Annotated in this window: 15 protein-coding genes; 14 read left to right on the forward strand and 1 reads right to left on the reverse strand. The window is 66.8% G+C overall.

The window, feature by feature from the left end:
- The first annotated feature begins 79 nt into the window (after positions 1–79).
- From ACULPM_RS03435 to ACULPM_RS03460, 6 genes are all read left to right on the forward strand, one after another.
- A complete protein-coding gene (locus ACULPM_RS03435; RefSeq protein ID WP_445332316.1) occupies positions 80–208 on the forward strand; it encodes a hypothetical protein in 129 nt (42 codons plus the stop codon).
- Between the two features lie 99 nt (positions 209–307).
- Positions 308–694 carry a Rid family detoxifying hydrolase gene (locus ACULPM_RS03440; RefSeq protein WP_445331077.1) on the forward strand — a complete coding sequence of 129 codons (387 nt, stop codon included), beginning with the start codon at positions 308–310 and terminating at the stop codon, positions 692–694.
- Between the two features lie 669 nt (positions 695–1,363).
- Positions 1,364–4,399 carry a DUF7601 domain-containing protein gene (locus tag ACULPM_RS03445; protein ID WP_445331076.1) on the forward strand — a complete coding sequence of 1,012 codons (3,036 nt, stop codon included), beginning with the start codon at positions 1,364–1,366 and terminating at the stop codon, positions 4,397–4,399.
- Between the two features lie 61 nt (positions 4,400–4,460).
- Positions 4,461–5,915, forward strand: coding sequence for a SpaH/EbpB family LPXTG-anchored major pilin (locus tag ACULPM_RS03450; protein WP_445331075.1), 1,455 nt, complete (start codon positions 4,461–4,463; stop codon positions 5,913–5,915).
- A 117-nt stretch (positions 5,916–6,032) separates the two neighbouring features.
- The gene (locus ACULPM_RS03455; RefSeq protein WP_445331074.1) at positions 6,033–6,851 is read left to right on the forward strand and encodes a class C sortase; all 819 of its coding nucleotides are present in this window, start codon (positions 6,033–6,035) and stop codon (positions 6,849–6,851) included.
- 12 nt (positions 6,852–6,863) lie between these two features.
- Positions 6,864–7,523 carry a hypothetical protein gene (locus ACULPM_RS03460; protein WP_445331073.1) on the forward strand — a complete coding sequence of 220 codons (660 nt, stop codon included), beginning with the start codon at positions 6,864–6,866 and terminating at the stop codon, positions 7,521–7,523.
- A 177-nt stretch (positions 7,524–7,700) separates the two neighbouring features.
- On the opposite strand, the gene yqeC is transcribed toward ACULPM_RS03460, so the two are convergent.
- The gene (yqeC, locus tag ACULPM_RS03465) at positions 7,701–8,369 is read right to left on the reverse strand and encodes a selenium cofactor biosynthesis protein YqeC (protein ID WP_445331072.1); all 669 of its coding nucleotides are present in this window, start codon (positions 8,367–8,369) and stop codon (positions 7,701–7,703) included.
- Positions 8,370–8,636: 267 nt separating this feature from the next.
- Here yqeC and ACULPM_RS03470 point away from each other — a divergent pair, with 267 nt between their 5' ends.
- From ACULPM_RS03470 to ACULPM_RS03505, 8 genes are all read left to right on the forward strand, one after another.
- A complete protein-coding gene (locus tag ACULPM_RS03470) occupies positions 8,637–9,800 on the forward strand; it encodes a double-cubane-cluster-containing anaerobic reductase (RefSeq protein ID WP_445331071.1) in 1,164 nt (387 codons plus the stop codon).
- Between the two features lie 50 nt (positions 9,801–9,850).
- A complete protein-coding gene (locus tag ACULPM_RS03475; protein ID WP_445331070.1) occupies positions 9,851–10,627 on the forward strand; it encodes an acyl-CoA dehydratase activase in 777 nt (258 codons plus the stop codon).
- Between the two features lie 72 nt (positions 10,628–10,699).
- Positions 10,700–11,347 carry a sulfurtransferase-like selenium metabolism protein YedF gene (gene yedF, locus ACULPM_RS03480; protein WP_445331069.1) on the forward strand — a complete coding sequence of 216 codons (648 nt, stop codon included), beginning with the start codon at positions 10,700–10,702 and terminating at the stop codon, positions 11,345–11,347.
- Positions 11,348–11,367: 20 nt separating this feature from the next.
- Complete coding sequence (locus tag ACULPM_RS03485) at positions 11,368–11,619, forward strand: DUF3343 domain-containing protein (RefSeq protein ID WP_167930650.1); 252 nt, start codon at positions 11,368–11,370, stop codon at positions 11,617–11,619.
- A 60-nt stretch (positions 11,620–11,679) separates the two neighbouring features.
- Positions 11,680–12,828 (forward strand): aminotransferase class V-fold PLP-dependent enzyme, encoded by a 1,149-nt coding sequence (locus tag ACULPM_RS03490; protein WP_445331068.1) that lies wholly within the window; start codon positions 11,680–11,682, stop codon positions 12,826–12,828.
- 414 nt (positions 12,829–13,242) lie between these two features.
- A complete protein-coding gene (yqeB, locus tag ACULPM_RS03495) occupies positions 13,243–15,048 on the forward strand; it encodes a selenium-dependent molybdenum cofactor biosynthesis protein YqeB (protein ID WP_445331067.1) in 1,806 nt (601 codons plus the stop codon).
- Positions 15,045–16,061: a FecCD family ABC transporter permease gene (locus ACULPM_RS03500; protein WP_445331066.1), complete on the forward strand. Its 1,017-nt coding sequence runs from the start codon at positions 15,045–15,047 to the stop codon at positions 16,059–16,061. The genes yqeB and ACULPM_RS03500 overlap by 4 nt, the downstream gene beginning before the upstream one ends.
- Before the next feature lie 93 nt (positions 16,062–16,154).
- Positions 16,155–16,964: an ABC transporter ATP-binding protein gene (locus tag ACULPM_RS03505; protein ID WP_445331065.1), complete on the forward strand. Its 810-nt coding sequence runs from the start codon at positions 16,155–16,157 to the stop codon at positions 16,962–16,964.
- Positions 16,965–16,982 lie beyond the last annotated feature (18 nt).

Here is a 16,982-nt window from a genome sequence, read left to right on the forward strand (position 1 = left end):
CGTTTCCCCCTCCCCTTCTTTTTGTGTGTGGCCCCCCCCCCCCCCCCCCCCCCCCCCCCCCCCGACCCAGCACCAGGCCGTGGACTACACGCCGTGGGAGGGCCTCGAGGCGCACGGTCGTGCGCACCTCGTCTACGTGGGCGGCGAGCTCGTGGCCCGCAACGGCGAGCCCACCGGCGCCACCCCCGGCCGCTACGTGGCAAGATAGTCGATAGTGAGACAAGGGGGACAGGTTCCTTTGTCTCATTAAATAAGAAATGAGACAAAGGAACCTGTCCCCCTTGTCTCACGGAAGAAGGAGAAGAACATGGCAATCGAGGCAATCGTCACCGACAAGGCGCCCGCGGCGCTCGGCCCCTACTCCGCCGCCGTGGCCGCCCCGGCCACCAAGGCCATCCACGTGTCCGGCCAGCTGCCGATCGACCCCGCGACCGGCGAGTTCGCGGGCGACGACATCCAGGCCCAGACGCGCCAGAGCCTGACCAACATCAAGAACATCCTCGAGGCCGCCGGCGCCTCCATGGCCGACGTCGCCGAGGTCACCGTCCTCCTGGACGACATCGCCGACTTCGGCGCCATGAACGAGGTCTACGGCGAGTTCTTCACCGCGCCGTACCCCAGCCGCGCCGCCTTCGAGGTGGCCGCGCTGCCCAAGGCCGCCAAGGTCGAGATCAAGGCCGTGGCCTACCTGTAGCTCCCGAGAGCCGAGCCTCACGAACGAGGGCGTCCCGCCTCCTTTTTCTGCAATAACGTTCTTGCATTTTGCAATGTAACGTTGCATCAAGAGGAGGCGGGACGTCCTTTTTCTTGTCTGCACGTTAATTGAACGCCAATCCCGGCCGTAACCTCATCCGAGCGGCACCAAGCGACGCTCGATAAGTACAAGAAATAGGATGCATGAATATATAGATGCACCACGGCGTCTCAAGGCTGGCCACGAGGCGTCCTGCCACATCTCCTATCTCCACGCTCATTGACGCACCTAACAACATGCAAAAACGTTACGTCATAAGTCATGTGGACATAGTGTGAAACCCTTCCCGGACCCACAAGGGATTATGGCCCCCCTCACATACCAGTTGAATCCGACCGCATGCCGATGAACGGGAAAGATACCCGATGGCACACGAGTGGTATCACGTCATATAGCTGCAAGTTTCCAACCTAATTCAAAACAAATTGCAGATTTAGGGTTAGTTGAGGCTTATGGAGCTATAAGATGTTGGGGTCAATAAAAAGTGGGTGGGGGTCTAATTATCAAATGATAAGAGACTCACGCACGCATACTCGAGGGCGCGTTGCCCGACGGCAGGTCGGATAGTAAGGGAGTGTCATTGTGAGAGCCTTGCGCAAGAAAATGACAATGGGAGGGGGTCTGCTCCTGGCGTTCTGCCTGGCGACGGTGCTGGGCTTTGCGTATACGCTGACGTCCCCCACGAGCTCGCTCGCAGAGGAGCCCGCCGCCGTGGGCGAGTCCGCGACCTCCGCGTCCTGGGCCGATGCCGTCGTCGAGGCGGCCGAGGGCCAGCTCGACGCCGTCGTGGACCCGAGCGAGGGCTGGAACGTCCAGTTCGTCTCCGACTGCCTGAGCGCGGCCGGGGTCGAGGGCATGCCCGAGGCCGACGACGCCCAGGCGTGGCTCGACGCCCTCCAGCAGAGCGAGGACGAGCTCTACGCCGCCCCGGTCGACCACGAGCCCGCCGCCGGCGACATCGTCTTCTTCGCCGGTGACGAGAAGGACGCGGACGGCCAGGCGCTCGCGGGGACCATGGGCATCGTGTCCGAGGTCACCCCGGCCACCGATGACGCGCCTGCGCAGATCGTCGTCATCGAGGCCCACGAGGACGGCGCCGTCGTCTCCAACACCTACCCCGTGGACGACGAGGGCATCCTCGGCTACGGCCTGCTCCCCGAGCAGCCGGTCGAGACCGTCAACGCCTCCGAGGAGTCCGAGGGCGAGAAGAACGAGGGCACCGTCGCTCTCGACAACACCCTCACCTATGAGGCGGAGGACTACACCGTTGCCGTGAAGGTCTCCGGCGAGGCCACGGTCGCCGACGGCTCCGAGCCCGCTCCCGAGTCCGACGGCCTCACCATGAACACGACCGCCCTCGACGCGAGCGCTCCCGCGTACCAGGCCGCCGAGGCCTACGTCGAGGACAGCGACCCCGAGAGCGTGATCAGCGTCTCCGCTCTCGAGTTCGAGTTCGTCTACAACGGCCAGGCCCTCGACGTCTCCGACTGCGAGGTGACCGCCGAGATCACGCCGAGCGACAAGCTCCAGGAGGCGGCCAACGCCATCGCGACCGATGAGGACACGTCCGACGAGGCCGAGGTCGGCGTTGCCCTGACCGCGCTCCAGAGCGCTGAGGGCAGCGAGGCCGAGGAGCTCGACACCGTGCTGGTCGAGAAGGACGCGACCGAGCGCCCGACGATGACGCTCGCGCTCAACGCCGCCGCGCCCGCACTGCAGCTCGTGGCGCGTGACGCGCCGAACCCGACCTTCACGGTGCAGTACTATGCGAACCTTGAGGTTACCGACCGTGATTCCGGTGGGTATCTTGAGATTCTGAACACCGACAACGGTGGCAACAACCAGGGCGGAAAGCTCCCTACTAACGGAGGCAATACTCCCACCACCGGCCTGTATCTCGTTGATGCTGGCAACGGCAAGCGCGAGATTCGTACGCACATGGAGCTCACTGAGCTCTACACCGCAAACGAGTACGACTACTTCGAGGCACCGAGCCTTCCGTATGTGAACATCTTCCGCGAGAACGGTAACTACACCGCCAACGAGGTGTGGGTGCTCAAGGAAGGGAAGGACGCCTCGAGCACGAACGAGGCGGACTGGGAGGTTCACAAGGGCATCGTCGGTGCGACCGAGCTGCACTTCACCAACAACCCGAACAAGGCCGATGAGCCGAACACCATCCTCATCGAGGAGGGCACCGTTATCCGCCTTGTTGCCAACCAGACAACAGACAACTACAACAACGCTGCGACGTTCTACGACTACAACATTACCGATGATGGTGAGACCACGTGGGACGGTACGAATGGGTCGCACGGTATCAACAGCGGGAGTAACTACTCTGGTTCTGGCGCCAAGCTTGCCTTCGGCAACGCCAACACGGGCATGGGCCTCCACGATCAGTCTTGGAATGGCAACACGCTCAACCAGTACAACCACTCCGGCGGTGGGCTTCAAGGTTGCACGTTCGGACTGGTAACGGGTCTCGATAGTGAAGGCCATATCGTTTACGCTAACGGTGTCGACGCCCCCAAGCTGTTCGATGACGGGCCTGCAACGGGTAAGGTTACGCATACGGACATGTCGCTCGATTTCAATCGCGCCGGCGACACCTATACGCTGAGTTCTGTCAAAGGCGCGAATCTCGACGGTTTAGAGTATTTCAACAACCCGCAGACTCCTGGTAAGGATCCTTACACCCACATCTGGACCAACAACTTCTGGCCGATGGACGGTCGCTCTAGTACGGATGGTCTTACCGGCTACTACAACGATCGTGGAGGCTATTCTGGCTTCGATGGCAAAAAGCTTTACCCGGTCAGCGATGATGGCCAGGCTCACAACAACATGTTCGGCATGCAGTACACGGTCGAGTTCGAGCTGACTGAGGACTACGTCGGCCCGCTGGAGTACTACTTCTTCGGCGATGACGATATGTGGGTCTTCCTTGATGGCCGCCTCGTCTGCGATATCGGTGGCGTCCACAGCTCAGTCGGTGCGTATGTGAACCTTTGGGACTATATCGCTAAGGGCGATGCGGGCAAGCACACGCTCAAGTTCTACTACACCGAGCGTGGTCTCTCAGGGTCTACCTGCTATATGCAGTTCACGCTGCCGTCGGTTTCCTCTGGCACGCCGCAATACCAGAACGGCCAGCTCAAGGTGCAGAAGCAGGTTGTGGGCAACGCTGATTCCGATACCGTGTTCAGCTTCGACATCAACATCTGGTCCGATGACGGCTCGGCGCAGCGCTCCGATTACTCGATCGTCCGTTATACCCCCAAGGGAGAGCGCATTGAGAGCTCGCTTCTAACCGAGGGCAAGGGTAAGTTCAAGCTCAAGGCCGACGAGTACGTAATCATTGATTACCTGCAGCATGGTACGCACTACACCATCAAAGAGACGAATGTGGACGGGTTTACCGTAAGCAACACTATCGATGGCGGCGCTCCTAACCAGTCGGCTGAGGTGACGGGCACGACGCCGGTCGGCAAGAACAGCATCGTCATCTTCACTAACACGGCACGACCCAAGCTGCCTGACACCGGCGGACCGGGAGCGCTCATCTTCACCCTTGGCGGAGCCGCCGTCATTGCGACCGTCGTTACGTATGGGTTCCATCAGCGGAAGCGTTCTTCTCGCTGAGCGATTGAATCGGTTTCTGTAAGCAAGTACCAAATGGGAAGGAATGAGAGGAAGTAAACCCATGAGGCATTTGAAGAAATTCTTTGGAGCGGTCGTTGCCGCGCTCATGGTCTTCGCCATGACCGTGACCCCCGCGTTCGCGTGGAACAACGTTGATGGTCCGAACGGCAACGGTTCCATCACCATCAACAACGCCGAGGTCGGCCACACCTACAAGGCCTATCAGGTGCTCGAGCTCGAGAGCTACAACGAGACCGCCAACGCTTATACCTACAAGGCTGCCAACTCCCAGTGGGAGACTTGGCTCAAGCGCCAGACCACCTATGTTTCCGTTGACGCTCAGGGCTATGTAACCTGGGTTGCCGCAGATGACGACGCTACGGTTGCTGCTTTTGCGAAGGCTGCTCTTGCGCACGCCGAGGCCAACAAGATTGCTCCTACCGCTACGCAGACCGCCACTTCCAGCACGGTTACGTTCTCCAACCTGGAGCTTGGCTACTATCTCGTTGACACCACCCTCGGTACGCTCTGCTCGCTCAACACCACGACCCCGGATGTCGAGATGTTCGAGAAGAACGTTGAGCCTCCTGTGGAGAAGGAGGTCAAGGAGGACTCCACCGGTAACTGGGGCGAGGAGAACACCGCTGAGATCGGTCAGACCGTTGAGTTCCAGACCACCATCGGTGCTAAGCCCGGCGCCGAGAGCTACGTCCTTCACGACGTCATGTCCGCCGGCCTCACGCTCGACCCCGACTCCATTCAGGCTGTCGGCCTCAACAAGGGCCAGGACGAGAACTCCGGCGACTATCACGTCATCACTACTGGTCTTAACGATGGCTGCACCTTTGAGGTTGTCTTCCACCAGTCCTATCTTGACACCATCACCACAAATTCCGACATCGTGGTGACCTACAACGCCGTGGTGAACGAGAACGCGGTCATCGCTGGTGACGGCAACTCCAACAAGACCCAGCTCAAGTTCGGTGAGGATAGCAATTACGAGTCCACCTGGGATGAGACCAAGACCTACACCTTCAAGGTCGATGTCGTGAAGACCGATAGCGACAAGAAGGTCCTTGACGGCGCCCAGTTCAAGCTCTATGACGCCATGACCGGTGGCAACGAGATCGCTCTCATCGAGGTCTCCAAGGGCGTTTACCGCCTCGCCAAGGACGGCGAGACCGGCGTCGAGTACATCACCACCGTCAACGGCGAGCTCGAGATCAAGGGCTTTGACGCCAACACCACCTACTACCTTGAGGAGACCAAGGCTCCCGACGGATACAACAAGCTCGCCGAGCGCGTTGAGATTCCTGTCAAGGAGGCCAACCTCGAGGCGTCCGTCTCCAACGGCGTCTATCAGTCTGGCGGCGTCCACGTTGAGAACAAGGCCGGCTCCCTCCTGCCCACCACCGGTGGCATGGGCACCACGATCTTCTACGTGGCCGGTGGCGCCATCGTCGTTGCCGCCGCTGCGACGCTCGTGTACCGCAAGCGCATGGAGAACAACCGCTAAGTAGGATCTGACGCCCGCACGTCGGGCAGAACCCGCCAGCCGGGGAGGCGCAGCGCCTCCCCGGCAGACGCGGGAACCACGATAGCCCCACGGCTACAGTGGCAAGGAGAGGCCAGCGTGAGAAAGAGCACCACCAAGAGAAGAGCGTCAAACGTCGTCCTTATCGTCCTTCTCGTCGCCGGTTTCTCCCTGCTGCTGTACCCAACGGTAAGCAACCTTTGGAACTCAATGAACATGTCGAAGGCGATCGTCGATTACTCGGAGGAGGTGTCGGAGTTGGACGCGGAGCAGTACGTCGCGTTCTGGGAGCGCGCCGAGCGCTACAACCAGGAGCTTGCGCAGGACCCGGACCGCTTTGAGATGAACAACTCCGAGCGCGCCGACTACGAGAGCCAGCTCAGGGTGTCCGACACCGGCATCATGGGCTCCATCGACATCCCGAGCCTTGGCGTCTCCATGCCGATCTATCACGGCACGGAGGAGTCCGTCCTGCAGGCCGGCGCGGGTCACATCGAGGGCAGCTCGCTTCCCACGGGAGGCAAGGGCACGCACTGCGCGCTCTCGGGTCACCGCGGCCTGCCGAGCTCCAAGCTGTTCACGGACATCGACAAGCTCGAGGTGGGGGACACCTTCGTCCTCAACGTGCTCGACCGCACCCTGACGTACGAGGTCGACCAGATTCTCACCGTCGACCCGTACGACATGGAGGCGCTTGCCATCGACCCGGAGCAGGACTACTGCACGCTCGTCACGTGCACGCCCTACGGCATCAACACGCATAGGCTCCTGGTGCGCGGGCACCGGGTCGCCAACCGCGTGACCGAGGATACGGTAACTCACGACACGACCAGCCCCGCCCTGCTCATGGCAGGTGCCGGCGTGGCGCTGGTCGCAGCTGGAATTGCCCTGCGAGTGGCGTCTCGCAGGAGAGGCTAGGAGGAACAACGCATGAAGTGGCTCAAGAGACTGCCGATGCTCGTGGTGATGGTGCTGGCGCTTTGCCTCACGAGCGTTCCCGCATACGCCCACGAGGTGCCGGACGCGTCGCGCAGGGGGACGATCTCCGTCACCATGGCGTACGACGGCACGCGGGTCCCGGGCGGCTCCGTGACGCTCTACCGCGTGGGCGACGTTGTCTCCGACGACGGCAACTACATTTTCACGCTCACCTCTGAGTGCGCGGCGAGCGGCGTCTCCCTTGACGACCTCGAGTCCCCTGAGGCCGCGCAGGCGCTGGCCGACTGGGCCGTGTCCCACGGCCTGAGCGGCGTCACCGTGCCGGTGGGCGATGACGGCGTGGCCACGTTCACCGACGTCGCGCTCGGCCTCTACGTCATGGTGCAGCACGACCCCGCGACGGGCTACTACGCCATCGACCCGTTCCTCATCGGCATGCCGCTGACCGAGGACGGCTCCTACGTCTACGACATCGACGCCAGTCCCAAGCTGGAGCTCGAGAAGAAGCCCACGCCGCCCCCGACGGAGGAGGAGAACCCCGAGACCGGCGAGGCCGAGCTGCCCATCGTCCCGCTGCTCGTGGGTGGCGTCGTGGTCTGCGTGGCCGGTGCCCTGCTCATCAGGAGGAAGGGCGACATCGCCGACAAGTAGGCGCTGTCTCAAAACGTCCTGTCTGCCCCTCTCGGCTCGCGGCCGGGAGGGGCTTTTGCGTGGCGCGCGAGGATGCCGTAGGCCGCAAGCCTCCGTGCTGGGCCGGCGAGAAGAACGGCGGGCTGCCACGCTGAAGTTTGGCGGGGGTTTGAGGTTCTTCTCGCCAGGCGCGCGCGGCTATGCCGTGCGGAGCTCTGGTGGGGTGCCGTTGTGCAGGCTCCCGACGACGGCAGGGACGGCGAGAAGTGCCGCGAGCTCGCGGGCGCGCTCGCGGGCGGTCTCCGCCTGGTTGACGAGGGCGACGTCTGCGAGGGCCTCCGCATTGGCGGCGCGGGCGACGAGCTCCGGCGTGGCGGGGTCGTCCGGCGCGCAGCCGGTGAGCTGACAGAAGATCTCGGGGCGGTGGACCTTCTCGCGCACGGGGCGGTCGAGGCCGGACGCCCCGAGAACGAGGACCGTGCGGTCGGAGCGAGCGGGGATGACGGGCTCCCATGCGGCGTGGGCCTTCAGTGGGAGCCGTCGCGCGCCGTCCGCCTCCACGATCACGTAGTCCGCGACGTCGGCGAGGGCATCGATGCCGAGGCTGGGAGCCACGAGCTTGCCGTTCTTCTCGTCACGCGACCCTGCGCAGATGACGCTGGACTCCGCGAGCGCCGCGCGTACGTCGGCGGCGGTGGGGGAGACAAGCAGTCGCATGCCCTCAAACGGCAGGATGTGCGTGGTCGTCGTAAGTACGACCGTGCCCGGAAGCTCGCGTGCTAGGGCCGTGAGCAGCGACGTCTTGCCGCCGCTGCCGATGACGGACGTCACGCCGGGCGTGATGTCGAGTACCTCGGCAAGTGACATGCCTGCCTCCTCAGGTGTCGGGACGGTTCGTCGTCAGCGTTGCCGGTCGCGCGCCCGCTCCGAGCATGCCGTGGCGCACAGTTCTGGGCGGCGCGAGGGCGCAATCTGTGCGATGGGGCATGCTCGTCGACCCTTCTCGAAGGGGCGTCGGCGCGCAGCTCCTCGACACAATCCTACCGTCTGCCGCATTGTAGTTTCCAAACTATAACGCTGTATTACTCTTTGTTTGGATGCCAAACTCATTTTTCGACGACGTCAGGAGGAGACATGCCCACGCCCGCCGTCCTCGAGCTCCCGCGTACCTTCGAGGAGTTCAACGAGCAGCGCCGCCAGAGCTTTCTCAAGGTGAAGGACTTCAAGCAGGCGGGCGGCCGCCTGGTGGGCTACCTCTGCAGCTACACGCCGCTCGAGGTCATCGACGCCGCGGGCGCCTCGGGTGTGGGGCTGTGCGGCACCTCCGACGAGGTCATCCCCGCGGCAGAGGAGGTCCTGCCGGCCAACCTCTGCCCACTCATCAAGTCGACCTACGGCTTTGCGTACTCGCAGAAGTGCCCGTTCACGCACTTCAGCGACCTCATCGTGGGCGAGACCACCTGCGACGGCAAGAAGAAGATGTACGAGCTGCTGAACGAGCTCAAGCCCACCTACGTGCTGCACCTGCCGCAGGGGCGCTCGCGCGAGCACGAGCGCGAGGGCTGGTACCAGGAGGTCGTTGGCCTCAAGGAGGCGCTCGAGCGGCTCTACGGCATCCAGATCACCGACGACGCCCTGCGCGAGGCCGCGCGCCTGCGCAACCGTCTGCGCCGTGCGATCCTGGCCCTCTACGACCTGCAGCGGAGCGTGCCGCCCGCGATGAGCGGCGTGGAGCTCATGAGCACGATGTTCGCAGGCACGTTCAACTTTGACGTGCGCGCGTACGTGGAGAGCCTCGAGCGCCTGTGCGAGCGGCGCCGCGCGGAGGCTGAGGCGGGCGGCAGCCCCATCAGCGCGGCCGCCAAGCGCATCCTCATCACCGGCTGCCCCGTGGGCGGCGTCATCAACAAGGTGGGCGCCACGATCGAGCGTAACGGCGGCGTGGTGGTTTGCGAGGACGACTGCTCCGGCGAGCGCACCAACCGCTTCATGGTGGACGAGGACGCGCCGGACATCCTGCGCGCGATTGCCGAGCGCTACCTCAAGATCAACTGCTCCGTCATGACCCCCAACGACGACCGCTTTGCCGCGACGCTCGAGATGGCGGAGAAGTACCAGGTTGACGGCGTGATCGAGTGCGTGCTCACGGCGTGCCACACCTTCAACGTGGAGTCCGCGCGCGTGGAGCGCGCCGTTGAGGGCGCGGGCATCCCGTACATGAAGGTGGAGACCGACTACTCCGCCGGCGACATGGGCCAGCTCGAGACGCGCATCGCCGCGTTCATCGAGACGCTGTAGGGGCGATGCGTGGAAAAGGGACAGGCACTTTTGCACGGGAGGAGAGGGACGTGCGGTCCGGGCGCTTGGGCATAGGCGTTGACATCGGCTCTACGGCCACGAAGGTCGCCATGGTGGACGCCGCCGGCGAGCTCGTGCGCACGGAGCTCATGCCCACGGGCTTCTCCAGCGTGGACGCCGCCGAGCGCGCCCGCGTGGCGTGCAAAGGGGACAGGCACTTTTGCACGCTCGACTCGCGCGTGGTGGCGACGGGCTACGGGCGCGTGGCGGTGCCGTACGCGGACAAGGTCGTGACCGAGATCACCTGCCACGGGCGCGGTGCCGCGCGTCTCCTTGGGCCCGACGGCACCGTAATCGACGTGGGCGGCCAGGACACCAAAGTGATTCGCCTGCGCGGTGGTCGCGTGTTCAAGTTTGTGATGAACGACAAGTGCGCGGCGGGCACCGGGCGCTTCCTGGAGGTCATGGCGGACCGGCTGGGCGTGAGCCACGACGAGCTGGCCGCGCTCGCACGCGCCGGCGAGCCGACGCAGATCTCCAGCATGTGCACCGTCTTCGCGGAGAGCGAAGTCATCAGCCTCGTCGGTCGCGGGGAGCCGCGCGAGAACATCGCGCGCGGCGTGATCGAGAGCGTGGTGGGCCGCGTGGCGGCGCTCGTGGGGTCGGCGGGCGGCACGGCGCCGTACTACCTCACGGGCGGGCTCTGCGACAACGAGTACGTGGTGGAGCGACTGGGCGAGAAGCTCGGCGCGCCCGTGACCACCTGCCCGGAGGCGCGCTACGCGGGTGCCCTCGGCGCGGCGCTCATGGCTCTGGAGCTGGAGTAGGCTGTACGAGGCGCGGGCCGAGGTCCTTCTCGCCCGCCGAGCGAGGCCCGGACGGGCCGGATGGGAGAGAACATGGCAGACACGGTGCTCACGATCGACGCGCGGGGCGAGGCGTGCCCCATCCCCGTGGTGCGGACCCTGAAGGCGCTGGGCGCGCTGGCCGGCCCGGGCGCGGTCGAGACGCTCGTGGACAACGAGATCGCGGTGCAGAACCTCACGCGCATGGGCGAGGGCAAGGGCTGCGCGGTGGCGAGCGAGCGCCTGGGCGAGAAGGAGTGGCGCGTGACTGTGACCACGACGGTTGCGCTCGGCGTGAGCGATGCGGAGGCCGAGTCGGCGACGTGCGAGGTGCCGGGTGCGTCGTCCTTCTCGCCAGCTGCGCCGAAGAACGTGGTGGTGGCCATCACCTCCGAGTGCATGGGCACCGGTGACGACGTGCTCGGCAGGAAGCTCATGGGGAGCTTCGTCTACTCGCTCACGCAGCTCGATGAGCTGCCGGCGACCGTGCTGCTCTACAACGGCGGCGCGCACCTCAGCTGCGAGGGCTCGCCGGCGCTCGAGGACCTGCGCGGCCTTGCGGCCTCCGGCGTGGAGGTGCTCACCTGCGGGACCTGCCTCGACAACTACGGAATCGCGGACACGCTGGCCGTGGGCGAGGTCACCAACATGTACGTGATCGCGCAGCGCCTGACCGGCGCGAGCCTCGTGGTGCGGCCGTAGCGCGGGCGCGGCGGCGGGCGATGGCGCGCGTGCGGGTGCCGTCCCTGGTGGTGACGTTTCCCACCACGGCGGCGGCGATGTCATGCGAGGAGTGCTGCGAGCGGCGCGGCCTGGGCGGGCGGATGATCCCGGTGCCCGGCGAGGTCGCGGCCGGCTGCGGCCTGGCGTGGAAGACGGCGCCCGAGGCGCGCGAGGAGCTCGCGGCCGCGCTTGCCGCTGACGGCGTCCCCGTTGACGCCATGACCGTGATCGAGCTGCTCGAGTTCCGCTGATGTGAAAGCGTGCAAAAGTGCCTGTCACTTTTGCACGCTGGCGAGAAGGACGTGGGGCCGATGATCTATCTGGACAACGCGGCGACGACGATGCGCAAGCCGCGGGAAGTCGTGGACGCCGTCGTGGCGGCGATGGGCTCGCTCGGCAACGCGGGGCGCGGCGCGTCTGAGGGCGCGCTCGACGCCGGCCGCGTGGTGCTGCGCTGCCGTGAGGCGGTGGCGGCGCTCCTGGGCTGCCCGCGCGCCGACCACGTGTGCTTTTCGGCCAACTCGACGGCGGCGCTGAACGCCGCGCTGTCTGGCCTGGTGGGGCCGGGAGAGCGCGTGGTCACGACGGTGCTGGAGCACAACTCCGTGCTGCGGCCGCTCGCGCGCCTGGCGGACGAGCGGGGCGTGGAGGTTGCCTACGCCGGCTGCGACGCGCACGGGTTTCTCGACATGGACGAGCTCGAGCGGCTGGTCTGCCCGGGAACGCGCCTCGTGGCGGTGACGCACGGCTCCAACGTGACGGGCAATCTCGTGGACGTGGCGCGCGTTGCCCAGATCGCGCACGCCGCGGGTGCGCTCTGCCTGGTGGACGCGTCGCAGACGGCGGGTGCGGTGCCGCTGGACATGGAGGCCATGGGCATCGACGTGGTGTGCTTCACCGGGCACAAGGGCCTCATGGGCCCGCAGGGCACGGGCGGTGTGGCGGTGGCCGAGGGCGTCGACGTGCGGCCGTGGACCGAGGGCGGCTCCGGCGTTCACTCCTTCGAGCGCCGGCACCCGCTGGAGTGGCCCACGCGGCTGGAGGCGGGGACGCTGAACGCGCACGGTCTGGCCGGCCTTCTCGCCGGCGTGGAGTTTATCGAGAAGAACGGCGGGCCAGCGGCGGTGGGCGCGCGCGAGCACGCGCTGGCGCGGCGGCTCTACGAGGGCGTGCGCGACGTGCCGGGCGTGACGGTGTACGGCGGCTGGCCCGTGGCGCCCGAGCGCTGCGGTGGCATCGTGGCGCTCAACGTGGACGGCCTGGACTCGGCGGAGGTGGCCGACGCGCTCTCGGCGGGCTGGGGGATCGCGTGCCGCGCCGGCGCCCACTGCGCGCCGCTCATGCACCGCGCGCTGGGGACCGAGCGCAGGGGCATCATCCGTCTGAGCTGCGGCTGGTTCAACACGGAGGACGAGGTCGACACCGCTGTGGACGCCGTGCGCTCAATCGCCGCGGGCTGAGGTCCTTCTCGCCCGCGGCGCGTCGGCTGCGGCGGACCCCTCTTCCGGATACGTACACCGCCGCCCTGGATACGTACGCTGTTGCGAAGTTGATGTAGGGGAGCTCAGCCCCGCTATCTGCGGAAACAATATCGCATGGTACCAAATCAACCTTGAAATTGGGTACGTACCCGGGAGGGCGGTGTACGTACCCGGGGGCGAGGGGCAGACGGCGGCCCGCAGACGGCGGGCAAGCGTTGCCGAATGGGTCAAAAGTGCCTGTCACTTTTGACCCATTACCGGCGGGAAGGTACCGTTCGGGGGCCGCGCGTCGGGGCAAACATTTTGTAAGTTAGACTAACTAGTTGGAATACGAGTGGTCGCGTAGACCGTTATGTTTTTGAAAGTATAACGTTGACGAGGGGGTTTCCGGACATGCTGGTCGTCATTCGCGGGGCGGGGGACATCGCATCGGGCATCGCGCTGCGGCTCTTCCGCGCGGGCATGCAGGTCGTGATGTGTGACCTCGCGGTCCCCACGTCCATCAGGCGCACCGTGTGCTTCTCGGAGGCCATCCGACTGGGCGAGACGCGCGTTGAGGGCGTGCGCGGCGTGCTCTGCGCGGACGTCCTGTCGGCGCGCGCGACCGCGGCGGCGGGAAACGTCGCCGTGCTCGTGGACCCGGACGCCGCCTGCGTGCGCGAGCTCGCGCCTGACGCGCTGGTGGACGCCATTCTCGCCAAGCGCAACCTCGGCACCACGCGCGACCTGGCTCCCGTCGTGGTGGGCGTTGGCCCCGGCTTCACCGCGAGCGAGGACTGCGACGCCGCGGTGGAGACGATGCGCGGCCACTACCTGGGGCGCGTCTACTACGAGGGCTCGCCGATCCCCAACACGGCGGTGCCCGGGCTCATTGGCGGATACGCGGGCGAGCGCGTGATGCGCGCGCCTGCGGACGGTATCTTCGAGCCGTGCGTGGAGATCGGGGTTCAGGTGGCGGCCGGCGACGTCTGTGCGACGGTGGCCGGCGAGCCCATGCGCGCGACGATCGACGGCGTGGTGCGGGGGCTCCTGCAGGCGGGCGTTCCCGTGCACAAGGGTATGAAGTGCGGCGACGTGGATCCGCGCTGCCACCCGGAGTACATCGAGAGCGCCTCCGACAAGGCGCTGGCCGTGGGCGGCGGCGTGCTCGAGGCAATCATCGCGCTCTCAGGCGAGAAGAACATTCGTGCCGAGAAGAACGCGCGCCCCGTTAACGGCTCGCTCTCCGATGAGGGCTTCGTCTCCGCGCTCGTGGCGGAGCTCGAGGCCGGGCGGCGCGTGGGGCTGGCGAGCCTGCTCGCCACGAGCGGCTCGATGCCGCGCCACGAGGGCGCGCGTCTGGCTGTCCTCGCAAGCGGCGCGCTCATCGGGACCGTCGGCGGCGGTGCGATCGAGCAGCTGGCCATCGAGCGCGCCCGCGCGGCGCAGACCGGCGCCGCGCCGAGCCTCGAGTGGTACCACACCGGCGATGCCATGGCCTGCGGCGGCGACGCCCTGCTTGCAACCCGCGCGCTCACGGCCGACGACCTGCCCGTCCTTCTCGCCGTGCGCGACGCGCTGCTGCGCGACGAGCCCGTCTGCGTGACGGAGCGCTGGGCGGACCCCGCCGCGCCCACGACCGAGGTTGGCCCGGCCGCGCGTCTCTCCGCCCCGACCTGGGACGACGCGCGCGCCACCTACCGCGAACCCGTTTACGCCCCGAGCCGGCTGCACGTCTTTGGGGCCGGGCACGTGGGCGCCGCGCTCGTGGGTCTGGCCTCGGCGGCGGGCTTTGAGGTCCACGTCTACGACGACCGCCCGGAGCTCGCCACGAGCGAGCGTATGCCAGAGGCAGCCACCGTGACCTGCGGAGCGTTCGACGAGCTTGCCGCGAGTGCGGCCATCGGTCCGGGCGACTCCGTCGTCGTGCTCACGCACGGGCACGCCCACGACGAGACGGTCCTTCTCGCCGTGCTGACGCGCGACGTCCAGCCCGCCTACGTGGGCTGCATCGGCAGCGCCCGCAAGGCCGCCCTCGCGCGCGAGCACCTCGCTGCCGCCGGCGTGCCGGCCGAGCGCGTCGACGCCGTGGCCATGCCGATCGGCCTTGCCATCGGCGCCGTCACGCCCGCCGAGATCGCGCTCGCCATCGTGGCACAGCTCGTCCGCCGTCGTGCCGAGCGTCGTGGCGAGGGCCCGGGGAAGGGCGAGCGCGCATGACGGCCCTCGCCCGCAGACACCCCGGCCGGCTCATAGCCCTTCTCGGCGCGCTGCTCGTGGCCGTCGTGCTCGTCTCGCTGGCGCTCGGCCGCTATCCCATCGGCCCGGTCGACGCGCTCGAGCTGCTGCTCTCCCGCGTGGCGCCCGGCCTCGGCGACTTCTCCGCGCAGCAGGAGACGCTCTTCTTCAACGTGCGCCTGCCGCGCATCCTGCTCGTGATCCTCGTGGGCGCGAGCCTCTCTGCCGCCGGCGCCGCCTTCCAGGGCATCTTCCAGAACCCGCTCGTCTCGCCCGACTTTCTCGGCGCGTCGCAGGGCGCGGCGTTCGGCGCGTGCTGGGCGATCCTCGCGGGCGGCAGCTCGCTCGCGATCTCCGGCTCGGCCTTTGCCGTCTCGCTCGCCGCGGTGGGCATCGTGCTGCTGGTGAGCAGCCGGGCGCGCGGCAACCGGATCCTCGTCACCGTGCTCGCCGGCATCATGGTGAAGTCGCTCTTCGAGGCCGGCGTCTCCTACGCCAAGCTCGTGGCCGACCCGTCCAACCAGCTGCAGGCCATCACGTTTTGGCTGCTCGGATCGTTCAACGGCGCCAAGGTGGCCGACCTCGCGCTGGCGGCCGGGCCCATCGCCATCGGCCTTGCCGGCCTCATGTCCATGCGCTGGCGCCTCAACGTCCTCACGATGTCCGACGACGAGGCGCTCTCCATGGGCGTGAACGCCCCGCGCGTCCGCGCCGTGGCCGTGCTCTTCTCGGCCCTCGTGACCGCGGCGAGCGTGGCGGTCTCGGGGCTCATCGGCTGGGTGGGGCTCGTGGTGCCGCACCTCGCGCGCGGACTCGTGGGCAGCGACTATCGGCACCTCCTGCCGGCCAGCATGCTCGCGGGGGCGACGTTTCTCCTGGTGGTCGACGACATCGCGCGCCTCGCGCTCACGGCGGAGATCCCCATCGGGATCCTCACGTCGGTGGTGGGCGCGCCGTTCTTCCTGTGGCTCATCGTGAAGAGGGGGCGCGGCTGATGCGGGCGAGAAGAACCTGGCGCCCCGGTCTCGCGGCGGGCGAGATGAACCTGTCGCCCCAGTTCCGCGGCGGGCGAAAGGGGCGCGGCTGACATGAGCTTTGAGATCTCCGGCCTCAGCTTCTCCTACGGCGACCACGCGGTGCTCGAGGGCGTGGACCTCTCCGTTGCGGACGGCGAGCTCGCGTGCGTGCTCGGTCCCAACGGCGTGGGCAAGACCACGCTCTTCCGCTGCATCCTGGGCCTCGAGCGGCCGCGCGCGGGGACCATCCTCGTGAACGGTCGGCCGCTCGGAGAGCTCTCCGTGGCCGAACGCGCCCGCGAGATGGCCTTTGTCCCGCAGAGCCACGCGCAGGTCTTTGACTACGAGGTGCTCGACGTCGTGCTCATGAGCGCGGCGTCGCGCCTGGGGCCGCTGCGCGCGCCCGCCGCGGCTGACCGCGCCCGCGCTGAGGAGGCGCTCGAGCGCGTGGGCGTGGCGCACCTCGCGCACCGAAGCTTCATGCAGGTCTCGGGCGGCGAGCGGCAGCTCGTTCTTATCGCCCGCGCCATCGCGCAGGACGCGCGCTCGATCGTGATGGACGAGCCCACGAGCGCGCTTGACTTTGGCAACACGGCGCGCGTGATGGCGGTCGTGCGACGGCTCGCGAGCGAGGGGCTCTCGGTGATCGCGTCCACGCACGCGCCCGACCTGGCCTACCTCTACGCGGACACGGTGCTCGCGCTCGACGGCGGGCGCGTCCGCGCGTGTGGCGCTCCGGCGGACGTCATCACCGGGCCGCTCCTGAGCGAGCTCTACGGTCTGCCCGTCGAGGTCAGCTCGCTCCACGGAGATCGGGCGCGCGCCTGCGTACCGGCCTGTGAATTGGGGACAGTCCCCAATTCACACAAAAGTTTTATGTGAATTGGGGACTGTCCCCAA

Source organism: Thermophilibacter sp. ZX-H3, assembly GCF_052599055.1.